Origin of the sequence: Pseudoalteromonas luteoviolacea NCIMB 1944 (assembly GCF_001625565.1) — a bacterium.
In the GTDB taxonomy this organism is placed as follows: domain Bacteria; phylum Pseudomonadota; class Gammaproteobacteria; order Enterobacterales; family Alteromonadaceae; genus Pseudoalteromonas; species Pseudoalteromonas luteoviolacea_F.
The window spans coordinates 23,083-45,889 of sequence record NZ_AUXS01000016.1; the positions used below are offsets into that span (position 1 = coordinate 23,083).

Here is a 22,807-nt window from a genome sequence, read left to right on the forward strand (position 1 = left end):
TCTTATCACACCAACTTAAAGGCTTACCTTTCTTTAGAAGAATATGGATAAAACTCACTTAATTTAACTGCAATTGAAGCGAAAAAACCGATTTAAAACCTTACTCTTACATAATTGATAGGCTTACCTAATTAAGGTATTCTTGAAGGCAGAAGGTAAAGTTAGCAAGCCTCTAATTACAAGCTTTATCCTAATAGACGATAATTAGGCGCAGAATGAAAGATCAAAACCATCAAGCAGGAATATTAAAAACTCTTTGGAAAGAGCTTGCTGTTGCAGTCAAATTAATAAGGGAAGACTCAGGCTACTCTAAAAGTGAGCTTGGCAAGAAACTTGTTCCCTCAGTTAGTGAAGAGACGATCTCTGCTTGGGAAGAAGGGCATGAGCTAATTCCAATTTATCAATTATTACTAATTTGCTTTGTATGTGGCTTTACTTCGGGAAAAGAAAGCCAAACAACAATTAAAAAATCAGCGTACTGATAAAAAATAAGAATTATAGGTGCCCAATGTTTAGCTATGAAAACTATAAAGCACTCTATGATGGCGTTGCTTTTTTCATTACTCCCATTAATTTTATCTGCCTACTAATTGCTTGGAAAAGCATCAACACGCGGATGCTACTAATTTCACTGATAACGCTCGAAGCAATCGACACATTGCTTACTGGCTGGTCGTATACTCTTGGCAATAATTACCACTTTTATGGTGTATTCATATGCTCCATCTTTCTGTTCACTGTTCTGTTCAGACGGTTGTTAGCAAAACTGTTAAGTAAGCATGTAAAGTTATGCAACGATGTATACAACAATTTCAGTTTCAGTAAGCAAGAAGCCGCTATTACTTTTATGTATTTTATTGTTGTCATACTACATGTAGTTGCACTGATTGAAGTAAAGTTATACCAATATGATATCATTGATGTATTTCCTTTTAGGAACAATGTATTCCCTCCAAGTATAACTATTTTACACTTGCTAGAAGCGCTCATGCTATTAAAGCTATCAATTAGACACCTTCCTATTGATGAGTATTTGCAGCATTTCAAGAGAAGGCTAACAAACGATAGAAAACTTGAGGGAACGAGTAGTTATCGGAGCTCTGCTGAAGATAAAAAAGACCGCTCGTAATGACACCAGTCAAAGGCAGCTTAAAGTTTTTGATACTAACTGATGAAAAGTACTTTTCTTTTAATGCACTTGTTTTATTTGTTTAAAATAAGTGTTGTTCACTTAAAGTAAACGCGCACAGGATTGATAACTTGCTCAATAGCGACTCTCTCAATTACATTTATTATGTAATTGGTCAAATTTCAACACCAGTGTTTTTTATTGCGCTTATTGCTGGCTGGAAAAGTGTTAACACCCGGAGTTTGTTGTTAATCCTGCTCGTTGTAGAGGCCATCGACACCTTGGTATCAAATATCGCGCTGTCTTGGCAATACAACTTCTACCTCTGGATCTTTTTTTATAGTCTTGTCTATATCTATGTTGTATTTGCCAGAAGATTGATAGCAATAAAATTGAGCCCCCACTTTAAATTCTTTGATGAGGTTCGTAAAAACTACTACTTTAGCAAGCAAGAAGGCGGGCTTATTTTTGTATATGCCTGTGCAAGCCTATTTTTGTTTATTAATTTGATTGAAATTAAACTGTATCAATATGGCGTGCTGGGCAGTTTATTTATTGTGGAGCAACTTTTCAGCCCCGCCCTCACCCTACTTTACTTAGTCGAAGCCCTATTGCTGCTTAGGTTATCCATTCGGACCCTACCGGTTGATAATGACTAAGCGCACCTATAACACAGCTGTATATTTTCATAATGCGTTAGCTATCACATTTTCCCACTGTATTTAAAGTAAAACTTTGTATGAATAGAAAAAACTAAGTTACAAATAAAAGGCCAACGGTGCATCAAAAAGTATTATATTAAACGCCCATTTTAGGGGGATTGTCACTTTGCATCATTTTATAGCGGATTCATCTTATTAGAGGTCCATTAAAAATAAGAACACTATAAACTAAGTAAATACATGTACTCGCACGTAATTTTTAAAGGCCAACACACTTGCTAGAAGCGTTTTCAATAAATTCTATTTATCATGCAATTAGCTTTGTTAGCTTGCCAGTAATGATCATTGCTTTATTTGTTGGCTGGAAGAGTATCAATACTCGCTGCTTACTATTGATGTTGGTTGCACTTGAGTTAATGGATACTATCTTTACTGAAATAGCCATCAGCTGGGGAAATTATTACTACCTATGTGTGTTTATAATTAGTTGGGCATATGTCTATGTTGTTTTTGCTCGAAGATTGATAGTTGCTAAACTTAAAAGTCGCAGCAGGCTTTGCAAAGACGTTTACGACCACTTCTATTTCACAAGACAAGAAGGAGCATTGCTTTTTGTCTATATATCCTATGTATTTGTTACTTTTATCGCGCTAGTCGAGCTTGGTCTCTTCGTGTTGTACGTAATAGATTCATTTCCATACATTAGATATCTGTTTAGCCCCTTACTCACCTTCTTCTGCCTAATGGAAGCGATAGTGATCCTTTGGTTGGCCACGCGTACAGCACCGGTTGACGAGCATGTACTGGCAATGAAACATGCGCGGAAAATGCGTAGAAACAACCATTCCGATAGACACAAGTAATACTTGAAGGCTTTAGTCTACGCCATAGCGCTGCTTATATTTTTGAATAATCTCTTCAATGCGTTGTCTGTTTTTTATAATGGCTAAATTGAGCTGCCTCAGTTGCGGCTCGCTCAGCATGCCTGGCCTGAGCATATAGTGAATAGGGTTGTCGTAAATTTTTATGGTAGTAGCTCGAATCACCCCTTTATAATCTGCATCCTGAGTTAAATGAGCACCTGTTAAAATGTCTTCTACGGCATATTCTACCCGCTTGTGTTTAATTAAATTAAAGCGTTCGTGGGCAAAGTTGGTTTCTACCACACAATCCTCACACGCCTTTCGAAAACCCTCAAAACCTTGCCCATAAACACTGCCTCGGCTAGTTGCAACCAAGTTGTTTTTTAGGTGTCGTAAAAGCGCAATGCTTGTTATTAAGCCGTCGTGCATCATGGTATCTGTATTGTCTTGATGTGCAAACAGCAACATGACTTCTTGTCGATACGGCAAACTGAACTCGGCGTATTTTCGTCGGGATTGTGTAAAACTAGCCGCAGGGATCAGGTCAACTTTGTTTTCTTGAAATTGCTTAAATGCGCGGCTTGAGGAAGGGAGCTCAACGTACTGCCAGCAAAACCCAGCCTCTTTTAATACCAGCTCAACAACTTCAACTTCTAACCCCTCATAATGCCCGTTTACACGCTGTGAATATGGCGGCCAATTACCGCTGGTACTTACACGCAAGGTCTTTTCACAACTGTATGCGGCTCTGCTTAATGTTAAAGTTACTAACATCAGAGTAAGCACACACAAATTAATCATAAGTGCGCAGTAAAGTTTGCTCGTTGCCTTTATCAATCTACCTGGTGCCTTGTTATTTATAAGCTTTTATCTAATCCTATCCTGTTTCGTAGCAACTAGGCTGTCTCGGGCACGCTGTCCCTCTGGTGCAAATGACTCGTACATCATTGTTGATCCCTCTGTCTATCCAATTGATGTTGAGAATTTTTGCTACGCTCATGAGCTGCTTTTTCAGATGCCATGGTACAACACTTGCGCCGCCTTGTTTAATACAAAGTGCCTGTAACTCTTGCACCACTTCATCGGCGCTTATCCCCTGTGCGTCAATTGCTGGATTTAGGTCTATGCCAGCACACAGTACATGGGCATTCTCTACAAGATCATTTACCTTAAGTGACTCACAACAGTATAGATGAGGTTTACCATTTACATTGAGAATGGAGAGTTGTGCACTTGACTGCTGAGACTGGGCTACAAACTTTCTAAACACCGCCCAGTGCTGGCAGGGATCTTCAACGCTTCTCATATTCCCCCAAGGTAGAGGTATACCATTGCCACGATATACGGCTTTTAGTTTTCCGGGTAGATAGGCATCAAAGTAATGCCAATGCGGATATGGCGACACAACAGTCATACGGCGCATCGCAACAGACGGTGAAATATTTAAATGCTGGTGAATGTCTATTTCATAACCATATGAGTCGAGCAACTGCCGATAGGCAACTTTTGGACACAGTAAAGCGCCTGCAAAAAAGCTTGACTCAAAATCATGCCAAGCCGTTAGAATATCCTGCGCGTTGGGTGTAGTGTCTGAAGCTGGTAGCACTGCGGTATTAAAGCCACCTGTTCGCAACACGCAGCGCAGTCCTTTGAGTTCGTGCAACACACTATGGCCAATGTGCACAGCTAAGTCATATTTTAGTCTTGCAGGGTTTTTCTCAAGCAGGCGGTTTACATGTACCACGTTGGGCTCTTCGAAATAAGAGGTGATCAAGTGATTAAAGACATGCCCACTGTCATCCATCACTTCATTTGGGACTTCATCATACCAGCTCAGTTTCAGACCGTGCTTTTTTATCAACACCATGAGGTCTTCAACACTTAAATAGAGATTTTTATCTCCAACTTCGTCGGCGGCGCGCTCCAGATCAGGAAAGTGGTTTTGATGGTGCTCTTGATGAGCTCGGATCAAAAGGTGGGCAAACTGTCTACCACTGATCCCCGTTTGCGAAAGCATCTCTGGTATCGCAATTTGTAGTATGTCGTTAGAAAATAAAAAATTTGGCTCTAGTGCCATCCCCTCAATCCCACCAGAGCGGCCTTTTTGTGGGGTGATGGCATCGGGCTCGGGATCTGTGTCTAAAAACCACGATAGTGGCTTTTGAAACACTTCAGCAAAGTTCTCTAACATGTCACTACTTGGCGTGCGTTTACCGCGCTCAATCATGGACAAATATGACACTGAAGGCGCTGTGTGCGGATCTACTCGGATACACCGAGCAGACAAATCTTCTAGCGTTAAATGGTTACGTTTTCGGAGGTTGCGGATCTTGGTACCGAGAAAGTGAGACTTACGCATCAGCTCTGAGCTTTTTTTCATTTTAATACCAATCCTTCTCATTTAAGCGACTTTAGTCAATTTTATCGACATTTTTACTACATGTTCATGATATAAAAGAGCATAAATTCGACCATTTTACAACAAGAGGTCTGACCAGATTTTGTAAAATTTACACTGTAAAATTCTTTTTGTGAAATTTATTGATAATTTTTTATACACTGAAATTGTAGTCAATTAATCAGCACACGTTATGTGACAACCGTAACGTTTCACAACAATTTAATTTCGGTAACTGGGGATACATCAATGAAAGCACAACTTCAAACTACACCACCACTAAGTGAAGAATGTCAGAAGCTCGTTATTGCAAAACAATTTTTAGATCAACACTGCCCGCTCGAATTTGGCTCTCATACTCAAGTCAGTGCTTACGTTGTTTATTACAACCACTTAATGGTGTTTTTTGCGGATGGACAGCACTGCGGACTGAAAAACACCAAACAATTTGTTGCCCTTTGTGGCCACAAAGAAGCACCATCTACCATCTTATTGCAAAAAGACGATGGCTTGCACATTGAACTAAGTTTTAACATCGCTGGTGATACCGGAAAATATGACAAAGCCCATATTAATGATGTGCAATACGAAACACCTTTTAGCGCCATCGACACGCAAAACCGCAAGCATACTAAATTGTGGATGAGCTTTATTGACGGTGTTCAACACACTTTGCTCGAAGAGTCGCGTTGCAAATGCTACCGCAGCAAAAATGGTGAAGATTACGAAATCTAAGCCTCAACTTTAAAATTTCTTGCTTTTATTCGCTGTGAATTTTTATCTTGGCCACAATACAACTTGTGGCCAAATGTGAATACTTACTCGCATCAAATCCATATTTTTTCAATGCTTACACCCGTATCGCACTATTTCATTTCATGCATTCAGATTAATTTCAGCTAATCTCAATATAATCGCGCACCAATTTAACTGCGACGGGTGATCATGAATAAACTATTCAACTGGATAAAAAGTATGAACTGGATGCTATGGGCATTGATCCTTGGCATAGCAACAGGACTTATTTTTGGTGAGCGAGTTGCGTTTTTAAAACCAATTGGCGAAGGCTTTGTCAGCCTTATGCAAATCACTATCTTTCCTTACATCGTGGTCAGTCTGGTTGTGGGGTTAGGTAAATTCAGCCCAGATCAGGTTAAAACCGTGCTGGCCAAAGCCGCCATTACCATGGTTGCACTTTGGGTGATTGGCCTTGCGGTGATCTGGTGCTTTACCCTGACCTTGCCAAGCCATGACGCTGGGACTTTTTTCTCACCTGCGCTGGTAGCACAAGCGCCTGATGTCAATTTCGTCCAACAGTATATCCCGTCAAACCCTTTCGCTTCTATGGCTGACGGAAATGTACCTGCGCTGGTTATATTTTGTATTGCACTGGGTTTGGCACTGATCTCCAATGGCCGAAAAAACCAATTACTCGATGTGCTTGAAGTCGTCGGGCAAGGCTTAACTGTGATGTCGAAAAAAGTGATTAAATTCTTCCCTATAGGTATCTTTTCGATGACTGCCAGTACAGCAGGTACTATAGGCCAAGAAGAGCTCAGTAATTTACAAATTTACTTAGTTTTGGTCATTTGCTTAGGCTTTTACCTCATGTTTGCCTTATTGCCAATGCTTGTTGCGGCGCTTACGCCTGTTAAATATCGAGACTTAATCAAAGTCATGCGCAATGCGTGGATCACCGCATTTAGTACAGGAAATGTCTTCATCGTGCTACCCGTTATCACCGAGGGCATTAAATCGCACTTACAAAAAATTAAACGCAGTGATGAAGAGTCTGATCACATTGCTGAAGTGTTAGTTCCCATCGCTTATACGTTCCCAAGCTTGGGCAAGCTTACAACCCTGATGTTTGTTACATTTGCAGCTTGGCTGACGGGTAATCCCATTACCCTAGAGCAGATCCCCAATGTCACGCTTTCAGCCATGCTCAGTTATTTTGCCAATGTACACATAGCTATTCCCTATATGCTGGATAGCCTAAAAATTCCAGCCGACAGTTATCAGCTTTATTTGTCGATGTCGGTGTTAACTGCCAAAGTGGTATCACCAACAACCGTTGTTTATATCTTTGCGGTCACACTATTGTGCATCTTTTACAATAAACAGCAGCTGCATTTAAAGCGTATCCGCTCGCTGTACTACCTCACTCTATTGTCAGCATTTTTACCTGCTTTTATGGTGCTTAGCTTCACTACCAACAACTACTTGGCACAAAGCACAAAAGGTGCTGATGACGTGATTGCTAACATGATAGTGTCTGATCAAGTGCCCAATGACGTGCTCAATCACGTGCCAAAAGCTTACCAAAGCGGCGAGCTGTCATTGACCAATATCGACATCATTAAAAAACGTAATGTATTGCGTGTCGGTTACTTAGTCGACAACGTACCCTTTAGTTATTTCAACCAAAAAGATGAACTGGTAGGTTTTGACATAGGCCTTGCCCATAAATTAGCGGCCGACTTACAAGTAAAGGTGGAGTTTATTCCATTTAAAAAACATCAACTGGCAGAATACCTGAGTAAGGGGTACTTTGACATCGCCATGTCGGGATTAGAAATGAGCGTTATAGATTTAAGTACTGTTCGCTTTACTAACCCGGTTTTAGAACTACAGCTGGCTTTGGTTGCCAAAGATCACCGGCTCAAAGAGTTTGCTACTAAAGAGCAGGTATTAACAAAAGACAATCTTAGCCTAGCCCATGTGGAGTATCAGCCGCTGATGCGCGATGTGGCCAACAAGTATAAGCAGATCCGCGTCAAACAACTTGGCAATCACCAAGCATTCTTTGAGAAAAGCAGTGACTTCGATGCGCTGGTTATCAGTGCAGAGGCAGGGTTTGCGTGGAGTATGTTTTACCCAGAATATGGTGTGGTGGTACCAAAAGGTGCTGAGCTTAAGTACCCGGTTGGGTTTGCCGTCGCTAAGCGCAATGTGGATATTCTCAATTACGTCAACACATGGCTGGCAATTCAGCAAAGCAAAGGGACTATTCAAAGCAGCTATGATTACTGGATTTTGGGCAAAGGAACTCAAAATAAAGCGCATAGATGGTCGCTATTAGATGAATTTGCTGAACAAAATTAAACACATCGAATAAGCGCCAGTCATTGCTGGCGCTTTTTTATTTTGACTCAGGCGTGTTAATCAACGTAATTGACTAAACGTACACTTGGACAAACCAAAATACGCTCAACGATAATTGTAAAGTGATCGCGGCCAACAACTTAAGTTGAAAAGACCACTTGCTGGTTTTATGTTGCGTAAAATGCATCGTCAAATGCGTGGTACAATGCAGTGCCAACATGGACAGTACAATCAGTGTTTTTTCAGAGATCCTACGCGCATCTTTTTTTGCATTGTGTTTGTCTTTATAAAACCCTAAATACATCACAATATTTGCAATAACCAACCCGGCAACAAGCCCCATCAATAAGACAGGGTCGCCACTCACCATAGGTACTACCAACATACCCAATGCACACAAAGAGATAGCAACCCCACACTTACTAATAAACATAATCAAAGTATTAAAAAGCACGGTGTCTCCCAGTAATAACTCTATCTAGTTGTGAATTCATAGCTATTGTGTGTCCTCTTGCTGCTTATCCTTGGTATTTTCGCTCGCTTCTATACGCCGCTGATTAATTAAATTAAATAGCTCAACGGTTGCCAATGCATCATTGAGTGCTCTGTGATGTCCATTCAACTCTATGTTCAATGCTTGGCAAATTTTACCCAATGAATAAGAAGCGTGACCCGGCAGCCATTTTCTACCCAATTGCACAGTGCATAGTTTCGCTCTTTTAAACGGCCGCTCTAAGTGCGCAAACTCTGCTTTGATAAAGCCATAATCAAAGTTAACATTGTGTGCTACAAAAATAGCTTCTCGGCCAAATGCGTCAATATCATCAACAACTTCACTGAACACAGGAGCATTAATGACCATTTCATTATCAATACCTGTAAGCTCTGTTATGTATCTTGGGATCCGCCTCTGAGGGTTAATTAGGCTATGCCACTGCCCCACTATTTTGCCATTTACTACCTTTACCATGGCGATTTCGGTGATCTTATCATGCTCCTTTTTGCCGCCAGTGGTTTCAATATCAACAATGACGTAGGGTTGCTCTGGCTGAACCTGCCACTGGACGGTTTGCACGCTCACGTCAAACCCTGACTCAATCAGCTTTTTAATCGTGATCAATTGATTACGACGCAAACTATCCCCAGGAGCTTTGACTTCAATGAATTTGACGCCTTGCTGGCACAACATTAGATCAGGATATCCATCTTTTAACCCATTGAAATCTTTACTCATCGCACGCAAATGCGCACGCACGGCATCGATAGGTGCATGTTTTGCAAATTCAAACAATTGAGCGAGGCAATCAGGATGCCAGAACATCAATCTGCTGTGTTGGTTGAATTTGTCAGCAGCTTGTTTTATCAGCCAGTTTAATAATTGGGTATTGTCGATAAACGTGGTAAGTCGCTGTTCAATTTCGGTTTCAAATACGTTATAAAACGAATTGTCTTTGAGGCACTTTGGGGTGTGCTCAAATTCATTGGAAAACGCATTTCGTTCATCTTCGAATAATTCGTGCCAAAAGCTTAAACAAAATAAGGCCCGCCATAGCATATTTTCACAGTGATAAGCATTTACATTAGCCCGTCCATAGTGTTCGATTAGCCCTTGCTCTACATAACCAACAAATGCTTCATCAAGACAAATGGGTTGACCACTTGCACGCAGCATATCGGTTAGTAGCGAAGTTCGCTTTTCAGTAAACTTGAGCCGATAAAAGTCCTCCGCGAAAAATAACAGTTGCTCGTCACCTGGCGCGTCTAATAGCTGTTCTATCAGCTCTTTGCATTTTTCATGTTCGCCTTTGGCATACAGTGATCTAATGTATTTCTCCTGCGCTTTGGGGTGTGCACTTAATGTCAATAATGAATCACTCAGAACAGCATCGTGATCAATCACCAAATTGGCCAATTTATAGCACAAATGATCGTATTTAAGCTTTGCCAATAACCCCATCGGACTGGTGTAACTTTGTTTAATGATGTTGTCAGCTAACTCCAAAAGCGATTGTTGTGGCAAAGTTTTTAAATCGTTGTATAGGTTGCAATACAAAAATGCACTTTGTGCTTCTTCTTTCGACTCAAAATGCGCATTGCCTTGCACTCGTTGTCGATGGGTTTGCATTACGCCCAAATCCCGCATTGAAAACTGCGACAATGCGCCTCCTAACTTACCAAAAAAAATAAACAGAAAATAAGCTAAGTCAGATTTAAACGTAGAGGTAAAGTAGCCAGATAATATGGCAGAGGGAGCAACTTTAATGCTCGCAAGTTGACCGCATATATACTCGTGCCAAATAGCTTTTTTGGCAGACTTAATTGGCAGTTCTTGAAGCTCAAGCTCCTTCGCCAGCGCCATTAGTTGAGATTTATTTAGCTCAGATATCAACGTACTTAACATGGCTGGGTCTTGTGCCCGAGTGAGCCAACTCTGCTCATTTAATAGCTGATAGGCGCCAGGATAGTCGTCTATTTCGTCATAAACTAACTCTTCACTGCAAACAAAATGACGTTTTCGATTAACAACCCGAATCAGTAAACACTGCGCATCTTGCGGCAATAACTTAAAGGCATTCAGTTTAGTACGCTGCGCGTCACTTATTAGATGCCAACTGGTTTGCTCTAAGTAATCTAACAGTTCAAAAAAATGTGTTAGATAGTATTTCTCGGGCAGCGTTTTCAAAACATAAACCTGTATATTTAGACAGTGTTTAAATATGCCAAAATTAAGGTCAATTAGCTATCTATTTTTACTCTGTTACATTAGACCGTACACTTTGCGTACTCAAATGTGCTTTCAAACATTGCATTAAAGTGGTGGGTTGAATTGGCTTAGTGAGATAATCATCCATACCTGCATCTCGGCATTTTTTTTCGTCGCCACTCATTGCGTTTGCGGTTAGCGCTATGATTGTAATATCTTGATTGCCATTACCAGCTTGCCCTTTTCGAATATTCCCTGTTGCTTCATAACCATCCATTTCAGGCATTTGACAGTCCATAAGCACCAAATCATAGGGATTCGAATGCTGACAGTGGCGCAGCGCATTGATTGCCTCTTGACCATTGGTAACCACATCTACAAACTCGATACCCAATTTTTTCAACATACTTGTTGTGACAATTTGATTTACATGGTTGTCTTCAGCCAGTAGCAGCCTAGGTTGAGGATCCCATACTAGGTTCTCTGTGTCTTCGTTCTCTCTAAACGATTTGAGGTAATGTGACGTAACAATTGGTTTGGCATTGGCCAATGCCTCCCCATCTTCCCCTACTACCGATAAAGCATTGTACAAATCGGTCGTCGTCGCGGGTTTTGGAAAATACCCAGAAAAACCACGCTTAGCAAAGTAGGCAGCATCGCCTTGATGGCCCATTGAAGTCATCATAATAAGTTTAATACTGTTGAGCCTCGGATCACTTTGCATCTCCTCCCCCAGTTGAGCACCATCCATAACCGGCATTTGCATATCTAGTAATGCAATATCAAACAAGGTTTTATTGGGATCTTTCAAACGTGCTTCACACTGAGAAAGCGCCTCAATCGCAGATGAAGCCTCTGTGACTTTAGCGCCCCAAATCTCTAACTGGTCTCGTAATACCGTGCGATTTGTACGATTATCATCAACAATTAGCAGCTCAAGTTTACTAATATCAAATTTTGGCATCGAGCGGTTATTTTGCTCACCTGCCTCTAACATAATTGAAAAGTAAAACTCGCTACCATGACCTTCATCACTTTTAACGCCAATGCTGCCGCCCATCAATTCGCATAACTTTTTAACAATGGATAAGCCAAGACCCGTACCACCATATTTGCGTGTGGTTGACGAGTCTACTTGTGAGAATGTTTCGAATAGCTTGTGCTGTTTAGAAAGTGGAATGCCAATGCCAGAATCAATAATAGAGCAATCTAACCGTAAATTCCCCTGAACCTCAGTTAGCTCTGCACGTATGATGATCTCTCCTTCATCAGTAAATTTAATGGCATTACCAACTAGGTTTGACAAGATCTGACGCAAACGACTCGGATCACCTTTTACCACAGAACTGTCTACTTTCACTATATCCAGAACTAGCTCTATACCCTTGCTCTGAGCTTGCAATGCCGCAGACTCTGAAAAGTCGCCAAACAGTTCCCTTAGATCAAAGTCCAATAGTTCTAATTCAAGCTTGCCCGCATCAACTTTAGAAAAGTCCAAAATATCGTTAATTAGATTGAGTAACGAATTGGCACTGTTCATTGCCAATCTAGCTCGGTGTTTTTGCTCATCATCGAGCGGGCTATTCATCATTAAATTCAGCATGCCCAAAACCCCGTTCATAGGCGTGCGAATTTCATGACTCATTGAAGCCAAGAAGGCGCTTTTAGCTTCGCTGGCTTGCTCAGCTTGTACCTTGGCATCAGCCAAAGCTTTTTGTTGCTTAATTTGCTCCGTTACATCCTGTAAAATCCCAACGTATGCGATCAGCTTTTTGTTTTCATCCAATACCGGGCCAATGTGCATGTTATTCCAAAAAGGCTCTCCATTTTTGCGATAATTCAGGATTTTTTCTCGGTGTGGCTGCTGCATTTTGATGGCTTCGCGAATGGACTCCAGAGCAGACTCTGAGGTTTGTTCACCTTGCAAAAACCGGCAATTTTTTCCAATCACACCGTCGTCATAGCCAGTGATACGTTTAAACGCTGAGTTTATAAAACTCAAAGGCATATCCTTTTTATAGGCATCGGTGATCACAATTCCAACATCGCAAGACTCAATTGCATATGCCAATAAATCATTGTGTTCTTTAGCTTTTTTCAGCGCCTCTTGATACATTTTTTGGTCGGTGATATCCGTCAGGGACCCGGACATTCGCACAGCTCTGTTTACACTATTTCTCAGTGCCAAGCCTTTTGAACGATAAAAGCGATACTCACCGTCTCGGTTCCTCATTCTGAACTCGACATCAAACACATCGTTGTTTTCTAAATGCGCGTTGAGCGCGCCAAATGTGTGAGTTTTGTCTTTTGGATGCATGCCTTTTTCAAGGCTTTCAAATACATCAGGGAAACCGTTTGTGTCGTTGCTATCATACCCCAATAGTTCGCGAAAACGCGGAGAGTAAAACATGCTGCCTTTCTCAATATCCCAATCCCATATCCCATCGTTACTACCTTTAATGGCCAGTTTAAATCGCTCCTCGCTTTTTTCAGTCTCTCTTTGCGATAACTGCAGTTGCTTAAATGGATTGAGTAGTAGCTGACGCCCAAAGAAAAACAGCAGTAAAAATGACAACAGCAAGCTGATCACAACGGCTTTTGCGATGGCTAAAATAAAGATATTTACATTATCTTGGATCATTTGTTGATCGATTAAAAATGTAACGTCGACATCAGTATCAGTCAAACGGCTGGCAAACAGTTGCAGATAATCATGGCCTGACGCCGTATTACTGTATTTTACCCACTGACCGGTTAACTCTACGGCTAGCTCAGTTTGCGCTGTGTCAATGGCTAATAAAGACCCAATATCTGTCATAAACTCTGAGATCAAAACGCCTTCTGTGAAACCGTTATATTCAATTGGCACTGCTAAAATAAATTTAAATTGTTGGTCTTCATGTTTTAGCACCACAGCTTGGCCCAGCTCTCCTAGCAACATCTGATCTAACCAGGGCTCTTTGCTGAATTTACCACTGTATAAAGGCGAGTTTGTAAAAACCGGTTCAGATAACACATTGTACAAATGCAGCGGCACATTTTGCCCCAACACTTTGTAGTCTTTCAAAAAGTCTGATAAGGATGCGCGAGAAATGTCACTGCCCATGACCGCGTTAGACAGCATCGGGATTTTGGCCAAATCTCTTAGCAATATTAGTCTGGTCGAAATAAATTGGCCAAGGTTGCTTACCGCAAGCTTGGCTTCAGTCTGTCTAGCTTGTAATTGCAATTCTTTTACTGAGCTATCGGCTCGACTACCAACTAAAGACAAGCTAATAACAATAGACAACACCAAGCTACACAATAAAAATGCGTAAAAAGCTCTGTCAGAGGACATGCTAAAAACCTGATTCAGCCAACGCTTCATGAATTGTCCACCAGTACTTTGGTACTGCCATTGGATTCAAAGTATGCCATGCACAAATCGTCAATTCCCAATGCTTCATGCGCATCTGGGTTTTGTGCACTCCATTTAGAATAGGGTTTTTGATAAGTTTTGATTAAGCCAGCAACTGGCTTATTGAGTGACTCTAAAGACTGTCGAAATGCCGCTCTATCTTTGGACATATCTCCTGTAAGCTCAATTTGTGCGAGCGCCGCTAATGCCACCTTTGCTATGTCATAACCATGTATAAAACCTGTCGGTGCAAATAGAAAGTCCCGTTGGGAAAACTCATCGGGGAATAACGTTTTTGCCCTGTTCCACACTTTCGTGGCTTCGCTTGATAATGGACGTCTTTGGAAAGAAAAACAGCTTTGGATAAAGTGCAAATCAATACCAGAGGCGAGATCAACCTTTGCTTGATTGAAAAAGTCACCGCCCGTGATCCCCCAATGACTGATGATCGGGATGCGTTGCGCCTGCGGGTAATCAGCCATTGCGGAGACCAGCTGTTTGCCTTCTATGGCATTACCGACAAATAATAAACAATCACTGCCCTTTGCAAGCATTTCCCTAATATGTATTTTGGCGCTACTGGCTTTCATTCCCCAATCAAACCAAGTCACACTCGGCTCAAGTTTGCCTAGCGCCTGACCGATTGATTTATAGTTTGATTTACCCCATGGCGTTCTTTCTAAAAATAGATGTGGATTTTTACATGCTCTTTGATTGGCAAACTGAACTAAAGTAACGCCTGCCTTAGTGTCATCAACAGATAGTCGATATACCCAGTTTTCGCCTTTGTCATAACGGGTGATAGGTCCACCAGCAGCCCAAGGAACAAGTAGTGGAATTTGGTTTTTATTAATAAACTCTCGATATTTGATATAAGGTGGAGAGTGCAGCCCACCCAACACAAATAGCCCGGAAGGGTCTTTTAAAAAGCGCTTAAAGTTCAGAAAACTGCGATTACTGTTACCGCGATGGTCGCGAGACAAAAACTTCAGCTTAAAGCCTTGAGTCTGGCTATCCACTTCGCTCAAGGCTGTGAGAAATCCCATTTTAATCGCAATAGCAGACTCTCTGTGTGTACTGTAGTCTGAGTCATGATAGATATGTAATTCAGGCAAACCTCTATCATTGGCAAATAAAAAGCTCGACAAAAACACACAGAGCACGGCGCAGCAATATTTGATCATAAGCACTAATCTATTTATTTTGGCTAAATATAAAGTTAGTCTATCTTCGCTGTTAATTACAATTCACTCAAAGTATTAAATATCAATTAATTGTCTAATCGCCTGCCAAGTTTGAGGGCTATTTATTACTCTGCCGTGTCCTTGACCTTGCGTGCTCAACAAACTCGCGTGCTCATGCTGAGCAACTTGTTGTAATGTATGCTGATATGGCGCGAACTTATCTTCTTTATCGTGCACCATCAGGATATGCTCTTGTTTGCCTAAATGAAACTCAGCCTGTAGTGACTTAAACACCATATCATGCTCTGTTTCCACTTCATTTAGTAATTTTTCAACCAGCTGATTGGCAATGCCAGTGGCGTAAATCCGCTCTTGAAACGAATTATAAAAATCAAATGTTGGTGCAATCATCACGTGACGGCCTCGATCAATTGCATTAACAGCACTGATGGTGCCCATTGAGTGACTCACAATGCCTTTAATTTGGTCATCTTTATGCTCAGCTAGTACGTGCTTAAGGCCCTTAATAAACAATGGCAGGTTCGCTATCTTTCCGTCGCTCTGTCCATGACCATAGTGATCAAAACCAACCACTGAAAACCCTTGCTCCATCACTTTTTCCATCAAAGGGTAAAACTGGCTTACGCCACCGGACCACCCATGGGTGAAAATAACCTTTGGGCCGCTGCCGCCTTCAACAAGATTTAACCCACCATAAGGTGTCGTAAGTTTGCGGCTTTGCATATTTTTTGGCAGTGCAACCTCTTTTCGCCCTGCCGCAGGGGTTAGCAGTAATTTGCGTGTTGCTTTTAAACTCGTTTTAGGTGCAACTTTTGCCATCAAACTAGATACACTGCGGGTTAGGTGATAACTCATGGACTTTTTACCACTGTCCGAAAAGTATATTTTGCTACTCATATTAATTTGCTCCGTGTTTTGCCAGCAATGCATTAAAACCAGCTTGAAAGCGACTGCGATTATCATCTTCAAGTGCCAACCAGCGTAAATTTTGGCTACCGAGATAAAGAGAATAAAGTTCAAAAACAAACTGTTGAGGACAGGTATCTGGGGCGAAGTCGCCATCTTGGACTGCTTGGGTCACAATATGCTGCAAATAACTTAACCAGTTTTTTAACGTTGCTTGAATATGGTCTCGCAGCGCACCTGGTTGGTCGTCAAATTCGGCTGCGGCATTGATGAATATGCAAGTCGCTGCATCTGGTTTGTACCAATTTAGCCAGTTTTGACATAACTGGTTTAGCTTTACCAAGCCTCTAATGTCTTTATCACAAGCCAAGATCACATGCTCTTTGAATAGCTCAGACGCGTATTCGAGCACATTTAGCTGCATGGTCTCTTTAGAATTGAAGTGCCCAAACAAACCTGACTTGGACATGCCAGCAGCCGTCGCCAACATGCCTATGGTCAGGTCATTTAAACCAGTTTCAGAAGCCAGCGCCAAACCCTTGGCCAAAATTTGCTGCTTCGTTTGTTTACCTTTTCCCATTACCCACCAAAAAAGTACGAACGTTCGTTTTATGTTAGCGAATAATAAGCATGGATCAAGGTTTATTTTCAATGCAAAGCGAAAGCACATTGAATGAAGTGCTTAAAAAGCGCTAAAAAGTAATGACTTACTAGGTAAAACAACTTTATTTTTTGCCAAAAGGACAAAAAAAGAGCGCTTAATGCGCTCTTTTACTTTGCTTAACATGCTAACTCTCGTTAGCTGCCAGATCCTGAATCACCATTCATTTGGCTTTGAATGTAATTTTGGATGCCGATTAAATCAATGAGTCCGAGATGCTGTTCAAGCCAATAAATATGGTCCATTTCAGTGTCATCCAGTAGCTCTTCAAGGATCTCTCTTGTCACGTAATCTTGCTCTTCTTCACACACAGCAATGACCTTTTTCAAATGGTCTTTAACCACAACTTCTGCTGCTAAGTCATTTTCGAGCATTTCTTTGACGTTGCTACCTACACTGATAGGCGCGCGCGAAGCGGTATCTGGTGTGCCTTCTAAGAATAGGATCCGCTCTGTAATGCGTTTTGCGTGATCTAGTTCTTCTTCATATTCATGAGATAACTTTTCGTGAAGTCGCCCCATACCCCAATCTTCATACATTTTCGAATGGGCTAAATATTGATCCATTGAACTAAGTTCAAGGGTAAGTTGCTTGTTGAGCAAATCGATAACTTTTTTTACGCCTTGCATAATTTAGTCCTCCATCTGTGACTGAAGATAATTTTCAATGCCAGTGTTTTTGATTAGGAAGTCTTGTGTTTCTAACCAGTCTACGTATTCCTCTTCGTACTCTAAAATGTCTTCGAGTAACTCTCTGCTAACGTAGTCCTGCTCTTTTTCACATAAATCAATGGCTTCGCGCAGTGCCGGTAACTGCTCATGCTCAAATGCTAAGTCACAACTGAGCATTTCTTCGGTGTGTTCACCAATGCGTAGTTTCTCGAGATGCTGTAAGTTAGGTAAGCCTTCTAAAAATAAAATGCGCTCAATCAAATCATCGGCTTGCTTCATATCTTTGATCGATTTTTTGTAGGCTTTTTCGTTGAGCTCTTCCAATCCCCAATTTTTATACATACGAGCATGTAAAAAATACTGGTTAATAGACGTGAGTTCGAGTGTCAAAATTTTATTCAAAGTGACGATTACTTGCTTGCTACCCTTCATAGGGCCCCCTAGTAACAAATTCAGTTAGACGCCATTTAACACTAGTCCAATATTTGTACTTGGCAAGACTAAATAAAAATAACAAATAAGTTTTAATATCCTTTTAAAATAAATAACTTATAAAAGAATTAAGAACAATTTTCATTGCCAATTACACTTGAATTTAAGTCACGATTAACACTTTAAACTCACTATTGCGTTTACCGAAGTTGACTACTTAACTTTCTTCACAGTTTCGACGCCTAAACGTTTAGCTAAACGCACTAAATTCGCTCTGTCGACGCCAAGTTCGCGCGCAGCTGCTGCCCAATTAAGTTGATGTGTTTTGAGGGCATACAAGATCTGATTCTTTTGAAATTGCTCAGTGGCTTCTTTTAATGGCAGTACAAAGCCTTCCTGGCTTTTGACCTCACTCATTTCTAGATTGGCTTGTGGCGATTCAAAACTTAGCTCACAGTGGGTCGACATAATCTTTACAATGTCCTTTTGCCAATTAGAATGTTTGGCCTTGAGCGCTGCACGACTCAGCACATGTTCAAGCTCTCGCACATTACCAGGCCAATCGTGTGCTTTTAAACAATCAAGTAAGCCATCATCGAGTAAAAGCTGCGACACCCCTAACTTTTTGCGTAACTGTTCGGTAAAGTAACCAGCTAAAGGGACAATATCTGACGTGCGATTTCTGAGCGCGGGCACCTGCAGAGGAAACACCTGCAAACGGTGAAACAAATCCGAGCGAAATCGACCTTCTTCGACCTCTTTTTGCAAATCACGGTTGGTGGCTGCGACAATTCTCACATTAACAAAATGGGGCGTATCACTGCCTACAGGTTGAATTTCTCCACTTTGCAGCGCCCTAAGTAGCTTGCTTTGAATATGTAACGGCAACTCCCCAATTTCATCCAAAAACAGGGTCCCTTGATCAGCAACCAAAAACTTTCCTTCTCGATGGGCATCCGCCCCCGTAAACGCGCCTTTGCGATGACCAAAAAACTCACTCTCGGCCAAATTGTCTGGTAGCGATGCACAATTCACCTGTACAAATGGCGCATTGCAACGACTAGATTGTGCATGTACCTGCCTAGCGACGAGCTCTTTACCCGTGCCTGTTTCTCCTTGGATCAACACACTCAAATCTGAATTGGCCACTAAATTGATATCCGCTTTGAGCTGTTTCATCGGCGCTGAGTCACCAACCATGGTGTACTGCTGATGGCTCAACTCGTGTAACATGGCGATGCCAGAGCGAGCTCGCTTGCAGAGTTGATGCATATTATCGACGGCACTAAAGTGACTCGATACCGAAGCTTGCACCATAGTCAGTAGCGACTGGCTGTAACTATCGAATGCATTAGGGCTCAAACTATCAAAGGTAATTACCCCCAAAAGTGCATCCTCTTCATACATCGCAAACCCCATGCAAGCATGAACCGGAATGTCACCAGTTTCAGCAAGCAACATACCGTCATAGGGGTCGCTCAACGTGCAATCAGAAGGAAATATAACGGGCTTTTTAGCGCTTTGTGCGATCTGCGCTAGCCTTGGATGTTCAGAAAGTTGAAATCGCCTACCCATTACTTCAGGTGCCAGCCCTGTGGCTGCAAGAGGTACCAACGCACCTTGCTGATGACTCAATACAGCAATTGCATCAGCACCAATAAAAGCTTTGAGTGCGCTGGTAATTGCTCTGCAATAAGGGAGTAGCTCTACCTCATTGGTTTTTGGTAGTGCTTCTGCAAGGGATTGATTCAAAGTGAGTAGTTGAGATAGTGCACGCTGATCCATGTCATTATGACCTATATGATTTAATTTGACCCATACCAGTGTAGGTCAAAATGACCTAACAATACAATGTCAAATTCTTAAGCCGTTGATTTTTAATAAAAATAAAATTGGCATACCTTGTGTATTAAGTAAGGCATCGAATACTGTTAGATGAGTGTAATTATGCAAACTCAGCAAGGCAATTTTAATCAAGCTTTTACCTTATTACTAAGCGCTGCAAATTGGCTGCTTATTGTTAGTGTAGCGGGCTTTGGTATCGCAGTTATGGCGAGTTACCCCCTTGCTCACACCCTATCTATACCAGTACAAATAACTGCACATATCAGCAGCTTACTTTTCGCTACTTTGTTAAAAATCAGCTATGTCGTGCGCTGTTTATGTCAATACAACTTAGGCTTAGAGGTACGTTAATGAACATACTACCTATTGAAGAGCCCCTCCCGAAGGTGAGCCTATTTAAACCTAATACATGGCCATTTTTAATGCTCGGATTTCGCCCTTTATTTTTACTCAGCGGGATCTGGGCAATTGTAAGTATGTTGATTTGGGCAAGCGTGCTGTCGGGCGCTTTCTCTTGGCAAGGTAACGCTCCTGCAACCTTGTGGCATGCACATGAAATGCTGTTTGGCTTCGCCAGTGCCATAGCGGTTGGGTTTTTATTTACTGCTTCAAAGAATTGGACGGGCGTTAACACCATCAATGGTAGCCACTTATTGGCATTATGCAGCCTCTGGGCTGTTGCTAGATGGGTGTTTATCTCATTAGAAGAGCCGTATTTCTGGTTGGCAATATCACAAGGTCTGTTCTGGCTAGTCAGTATTTGTCACCTCGCCACAACACTCATCCAAGCTAATAGTAAAAACAACTACCAGTTTATAGTCATTTTATCGCTGATGGCGAGTCTAAATTTAACCTTCATCTGGCTTTTAGCGACTGAGAATTACATGTTTGCACTGACATTTTCTCACTTAGCGGTGTTGGGGTTCACGTTTTTGATTAGTGTGATCGCAGGACGTGTTACGCCGTTTTTTATCGCCAGAGGACTTGGACTAAAAGATCAAGTTACCACGGTAAGACTAAACCGAGCTTTATTTTGGTGCTCACTAATCGGCATGAGCGGGTTCTTTGCCCACCATGTTTTGATGAGTCCATTAAATCCAGGATATGTACTCATACTTACGGCCGTTTTGCACCTCATTCGCAGTGTTTACTGGTTCAATGTTGGCGTCGTTAAAGTGCCTCTACTGTGGTCTTTGTACGGTGCATATATTTGTATGAGCCTTGGACTTCTGGGCTTTGGCGGCGCTTATCTAGGATTACCATGGCAGGCGAAAGATGCCTTGCACTTAATCACAATTGGTGCAATGGGTCTGATGATTCTATCGATTATGTCTCGTGTATCGCTAGGTCATACTGCAAGACCGCTTAAAGCTCACCCTTTGATGAGCATGGCATTCATTTTATGTCTACTCGCAGCCGCCGTCAGAAGCTTGCTGCCGTTATTTATCAACCCGCACGATACATGGCTAGCCAGCGCAATTTTATGGTCGCTCGCTTTTGCCATTTTCGTTGCGATTTACACCCCTATTTTAATGAAAAAACGCCTTGATGGGCGTCGTGGTTAATTGGAGATTATCTATGCTATCAACTCAAACAATTAAACTGGTCAAGGATACCATTCCTCTGCTCGCTAACGCAGGTCCCGCAGTTACGGACCATTTTTATAAGCGTATGTTTAGTCACAACCCTGAACTGTTAGATATATTCAATATCAGTAATCAAAAATCAGGCAAGCAACAATTTGCCCTATTCAGTGCGCTGGCTGCATACGCAACACATATTGATAACCCAACAGTGCTCGCACATGCCATTGACCGAATAAACCACAAACATGCTAGCTTAAATATTTTGCCTGAGCACTACCCTATTGTTGGCACACATTTACTTGCTACATTACAAGAAATGTTTCCCAATGAATGTACGCCAGAAATCATTGACGCGTGGGCCGAAGCATATGGCTTTTTAGCTGACTTATTTATCACGCAAGAAGAAGGCATTTATCAAAATAACGAGAACAAGACAGGTGGATGGCGAGGTCGACGTCGTTTTACGATCTCAAAAATAGTCAAAGAATCAGATGTTATTAAGAGCTTTTATCTAACACCGTCTGATGAGCGCCCTGTTGCAAGCTATCAAGCAGGGCAATACCTTGCTGTGGATTGCAAAGTAAATGCCAGTGATAATCGCCAGATCCGCCAATATTCATTGTCACAAAGAAGCCAACCGGATCACTATCGAATTTCTGTAAAAACCGACGGCTTGGTGTCCGGTTATTTACACACACTCAACGAAGGTGATGAAATTGACGCATACCCACCAGCGGGTGACTTTGTACTGCAAAATACACCAGCGCCTAAAGTGTTCATCAGTGCAGGAGTTGGGATCACACCTATGATGGCTATGCTCGAAACAACCAAGTTACATTCAAGTGAGACTCCTTGTTGGTTCTTACATGCCGCACGCACCCACAACGAGCATGCATTCTATGATGTGGTTGAATCTTACAAGAGCCAAATGTCATCACTGCAAACTCACTATTGGATTGAAAAAGATGCAGATACACACACACAAGGCCTCATGCAGCTGGCACCACTTGAAACACAATTACCTTTGCTACAAGGTGAGTTTTATCTTTGTGGGCCAAGTGCGTTTATGTCTTTTGTGAAGCAACAACTACTCGACTTAGGCGTACAAGACACGCAAATCTTTTATGAAGTCTTTGGTCCTCACCAAGATGTCTAAAAGTAGCTGTTAAAAGAGCCGCAAGGCTCTTTTTATCTTATTCTAAAGATTATGGAATATTGCTTGCTTGATAAATAAACAACACAA

At 41.7% G+C, this 22,807-nt stretch carries 20 protein-coding genes; 9 read left to right on the plus strand and 11 right to left on the minus strand.

Annotation, left to right across the window (positions count from 1 at the left end; all coding sequences use genetic code 11):
* The first annotated feature begins 215 nt into the window (after positions 1-215).
* The 4 genes from N483_RS05050 to N483_RS05065 all read left to right on the plus strand — a co-directional run bounded on the left by N483_RS05050 (position 216) and on the right by N483_RS05065 (position 2,654).
* On the plus strand, positions 216-482 hold the full coding sequence (locus N483_RS05050) for a transcriptional regulator (RefSeq protein WP_023402150.1): 267 nt from the start codon (positions 216-218) through the stop codon (positions 480-482).
* Positions 483-508: 26 nt separating this feature from the next.
* Positions 509-1,129 carry a hypothetical protein gene (locus N483_RS05055; protein ID WP_023402149.1) on the plus strand — a complete coding sequence of 207 codons (621 nt, stop codon included), beginning with the start codon at positions 509-511 and terminating at the stop codon, positions 1,127-1,129.
* Positions 1,130-1,260: 131 nt separating this feature from the next.
* Complete coding sequence (locus tag N483_RS05060) at positions 1,261-1,788, plus strand: hypothetical protein (protein WP_023402148.1); 528 nt, start codon at positions 1,261-1,263, stop codon at positions 1,786-1,788.
* 278 nt (positions 1,789-2,066) lie between these two features.
* Positions 2,067-2,654, plus strand: coding sequence for a hypothetical protein (locus tag N483_RS05065; protein WP_155250830.1), 588 nt, complete (start codon positions 2,067-2,069; stop codon positions 2,652-2,654).
* 12 nt (positions 2,655-2,666) lie between these two features.
* Here N483_RS05065 and N483_RS05070 read toward each other — a convergent pair whose 3' ends face one another.
* Together N483_RS05070 and N483_RS05075 are read right to left on the minus strand one after the other, a co-directional pair.
* The gene (locus N483_RS05070) at positions 2,667-3,428 is read right to left on the minus strand and encodes a substrate-binding periplasmic protein (protein ID WP_172642435.1); all 762 of its coding nucleotides are present in this window, start codon (positions 3,426-3,428) and stop codon (positions 2,667-2,669) included.
* A gap of 103 nt (positions 3,429-3,531) precedes the next feature.
* Positions 3,532-5,034, minus strand: a complete 1,503-nt coding sequence (locus N483_RS05075) for a DUF3612 domain-containing protein (RefSeq protein ID WP_023402145.1) — start codon at positions 5,032-5,034, stop codon at positions 3,532-3,534.
* A 267-nt stretch (positions 5,035-5,301) separates the two neighbouring features.
* Here N483_RS05075 and N483_RS05080 point away from each other — a divergent pair, with 267 nt between their 5' ends.
* Together N483_RS05080 and N483_RS05085 are read left to right on the plus strand one after the other, a co-directional pair.
* Positions 5,302-5,787 (plus strand): hypothetical protein, encoded by a 486-nt coding sequence (locus tag N483_RS05080; protein WP_023402144.1) that lies wholly within the window; start codon positions 5,302-5,304, stop codon positions 5,785-5,787.
* Positions 5,788-5,997: 210 nt separating this feature from the next.
* Positions 5,998-8,157 (plus strand): cation:dicarboxylate symporter family transporter, encoded by a 2,160-nt coding sequence (locus N483_RS05085; RefSeq protein ID WP_036977342.1) that lies wholly within the window; start codon positions 5,998-6,000, stop codon positions 8,155-8,157.
* A gap of 73 nt (positions 8,158-8,230) precedes the next feature.
* Here the strand turns inward: N483_RS05085 and N483_RS05090 are convergent, their stop codons facing one another.
* From N483_RS05090 to norR, 9 genes are all read right to left on the minus strand, one after another.
* The gene (locus N483_RS05090; RefSeq protein ID WP_023402142.1) at positions 8,231-8,611 is read right to left on the minus strand and encodes a DUF1294 domain-containing protein; all 381 of its coding nucleotides are present in this window, start codon (positions 8,609-8,611) and stop codon (positions 8,231-8,233) included.
* 42 nt (positions 8,612-8,653) lie between these two features.
* Positions 8,654-10,840: an exonuclease domain-containing protein gene (locus N483_RS05095; protein WP_023402141.1), complete on the minus strand. Its 2,187-nt coding sequence runs from the start codon at positions 10,838-10,840 to the stop codon at positions 8,654-8,656.
* A gap of 67 nt (positions 10,841-10,907) precedes the next feature.
* Entirely contained in the window at positions 10,908-14,228 is a 3,321-nt protein-coding gene (locus N483_RS05100; RefSeq protein WP_023402140.1) for a PAS domain-containing hybrid sensor histidine kinase/response regulator, read from the minus strand.
* Entirely contained in the window at positions 14,225-15,442 is a 1,218-nt protein-coding gene (locus N483_RS05105; protein ID WP_023402139.1) for an ABC transporter substrate-binding protein, read from the minus strand. The genes N483_RS05100 and N483_RS05105 overlap by 4 nt, the downstream gene beginning before the upstream one ends.
* Positions 15,443-15,517: 75 nt before the next feature.
* Positions 15,518-16,360, minus strand: a complete 843-nt coding sequence (locus N483_RS05110) for an alpha/beta hydrolase (RefSeq protein WP_023402138.1) — start codon at positions 16,358-16,360, stop codon at positions 15,518-15,520.
* 1 nt (position 16,361) lies between these two features.
* Positions 16,362-16,949 (minus strand): TetR/AcrR family transcriptional regulator, encoded by a 588-nt coding sequence (locus N483_RS05115; RefSeq protein ID WP_023402137.1) that lies wholly within the window; start codon positions 16,947-16,949, stop codon positions 16,362-16,364.
* 218 nt (positions 16,950-17,167) lie between these two features.
* Positions 17,168-17,659 (minus strand): bacterioferritin, encoded by a 492-nt coding sequence (gene bfr / locus N483_RS05120; RefSeq protein ID WP_023402136.1) that lies wholly within the window; start codon positions 17,657-17,659, stop codon positions 17,168-17,170.
* A gap of 3 nt (positions 17,660-17,662) precedes the next feature.
* Positions 17,663-18,133, minus strand: a complete 471-nt coding sequence (bfr, locus tag N483_RS05125; protein ID WP_023402135.1) for a bacterioferritin — start codon at positions 18,131-18,133, stop codon at positions 17,663-17,665.
* A gap of 213 nt (positions 18,134-18,346) precedes the next feature.
* Complete coding sequence (gene norR / locus N483_RS05130; RefSeq protein WP_023402134.1) at positions 18,347-19,918, minus strand: nitric oxide reductase transcriptional regulator NorR; 1,572 nt, start codon at positions 19,916-19,918, stop codon at positions 18,347-18,349.
* A gap of 162 nt (positions 19,919-20,080) precedes the next feature.
* Between norR and N483_RS05135 the strand changes: the two genes are divergently transcribed.
* Genes N483_RS05135 through hmpA form a run of 3 tightly spaced genes read left to right on the plus strand, consistent with a single transcriptional unit; the run spans position 20,081 to position 22,720 of the window.
* On the plus strand, positions 20,081-20,329 hold the full coding sequence (locus N483_RS05135) for a hypothetical protein (protein ID WP_023402133.1): 249 nt from the start codon (positions 20,081-20,083) through the stop codon (positions 20,327-20,329).
* On the plus strand, positions 20,329-21,543 hold the full coding sequence (locus N483_RS05140; protein WP_023402132.1) for an NnrS family protein: 1,215 nt from the start codon (positions 20,329-20,331) through the stop codon (positions 21,541-21,543). The genes N483_RS05135 and N483_RS05140 overlap by 1 nt, the downstream gene beginning before the upstream one ends.
* A gap of 13 nt (positions 21,544-21,556) precedes the next feature.
* On the plus strand, positions 21,557-22,720 hold the full coding sequence (gene hmpA / locus N483_RS05145) for an NO-inducible flavohemoprotein (protein WP_023402131.1): 1,164 nt from the start codon (positions 21,557-21,559) through the stop codon (positions 22,718-22,720).
* Positions 22,721-22,807: the final 87 nt, after the last annotated feature.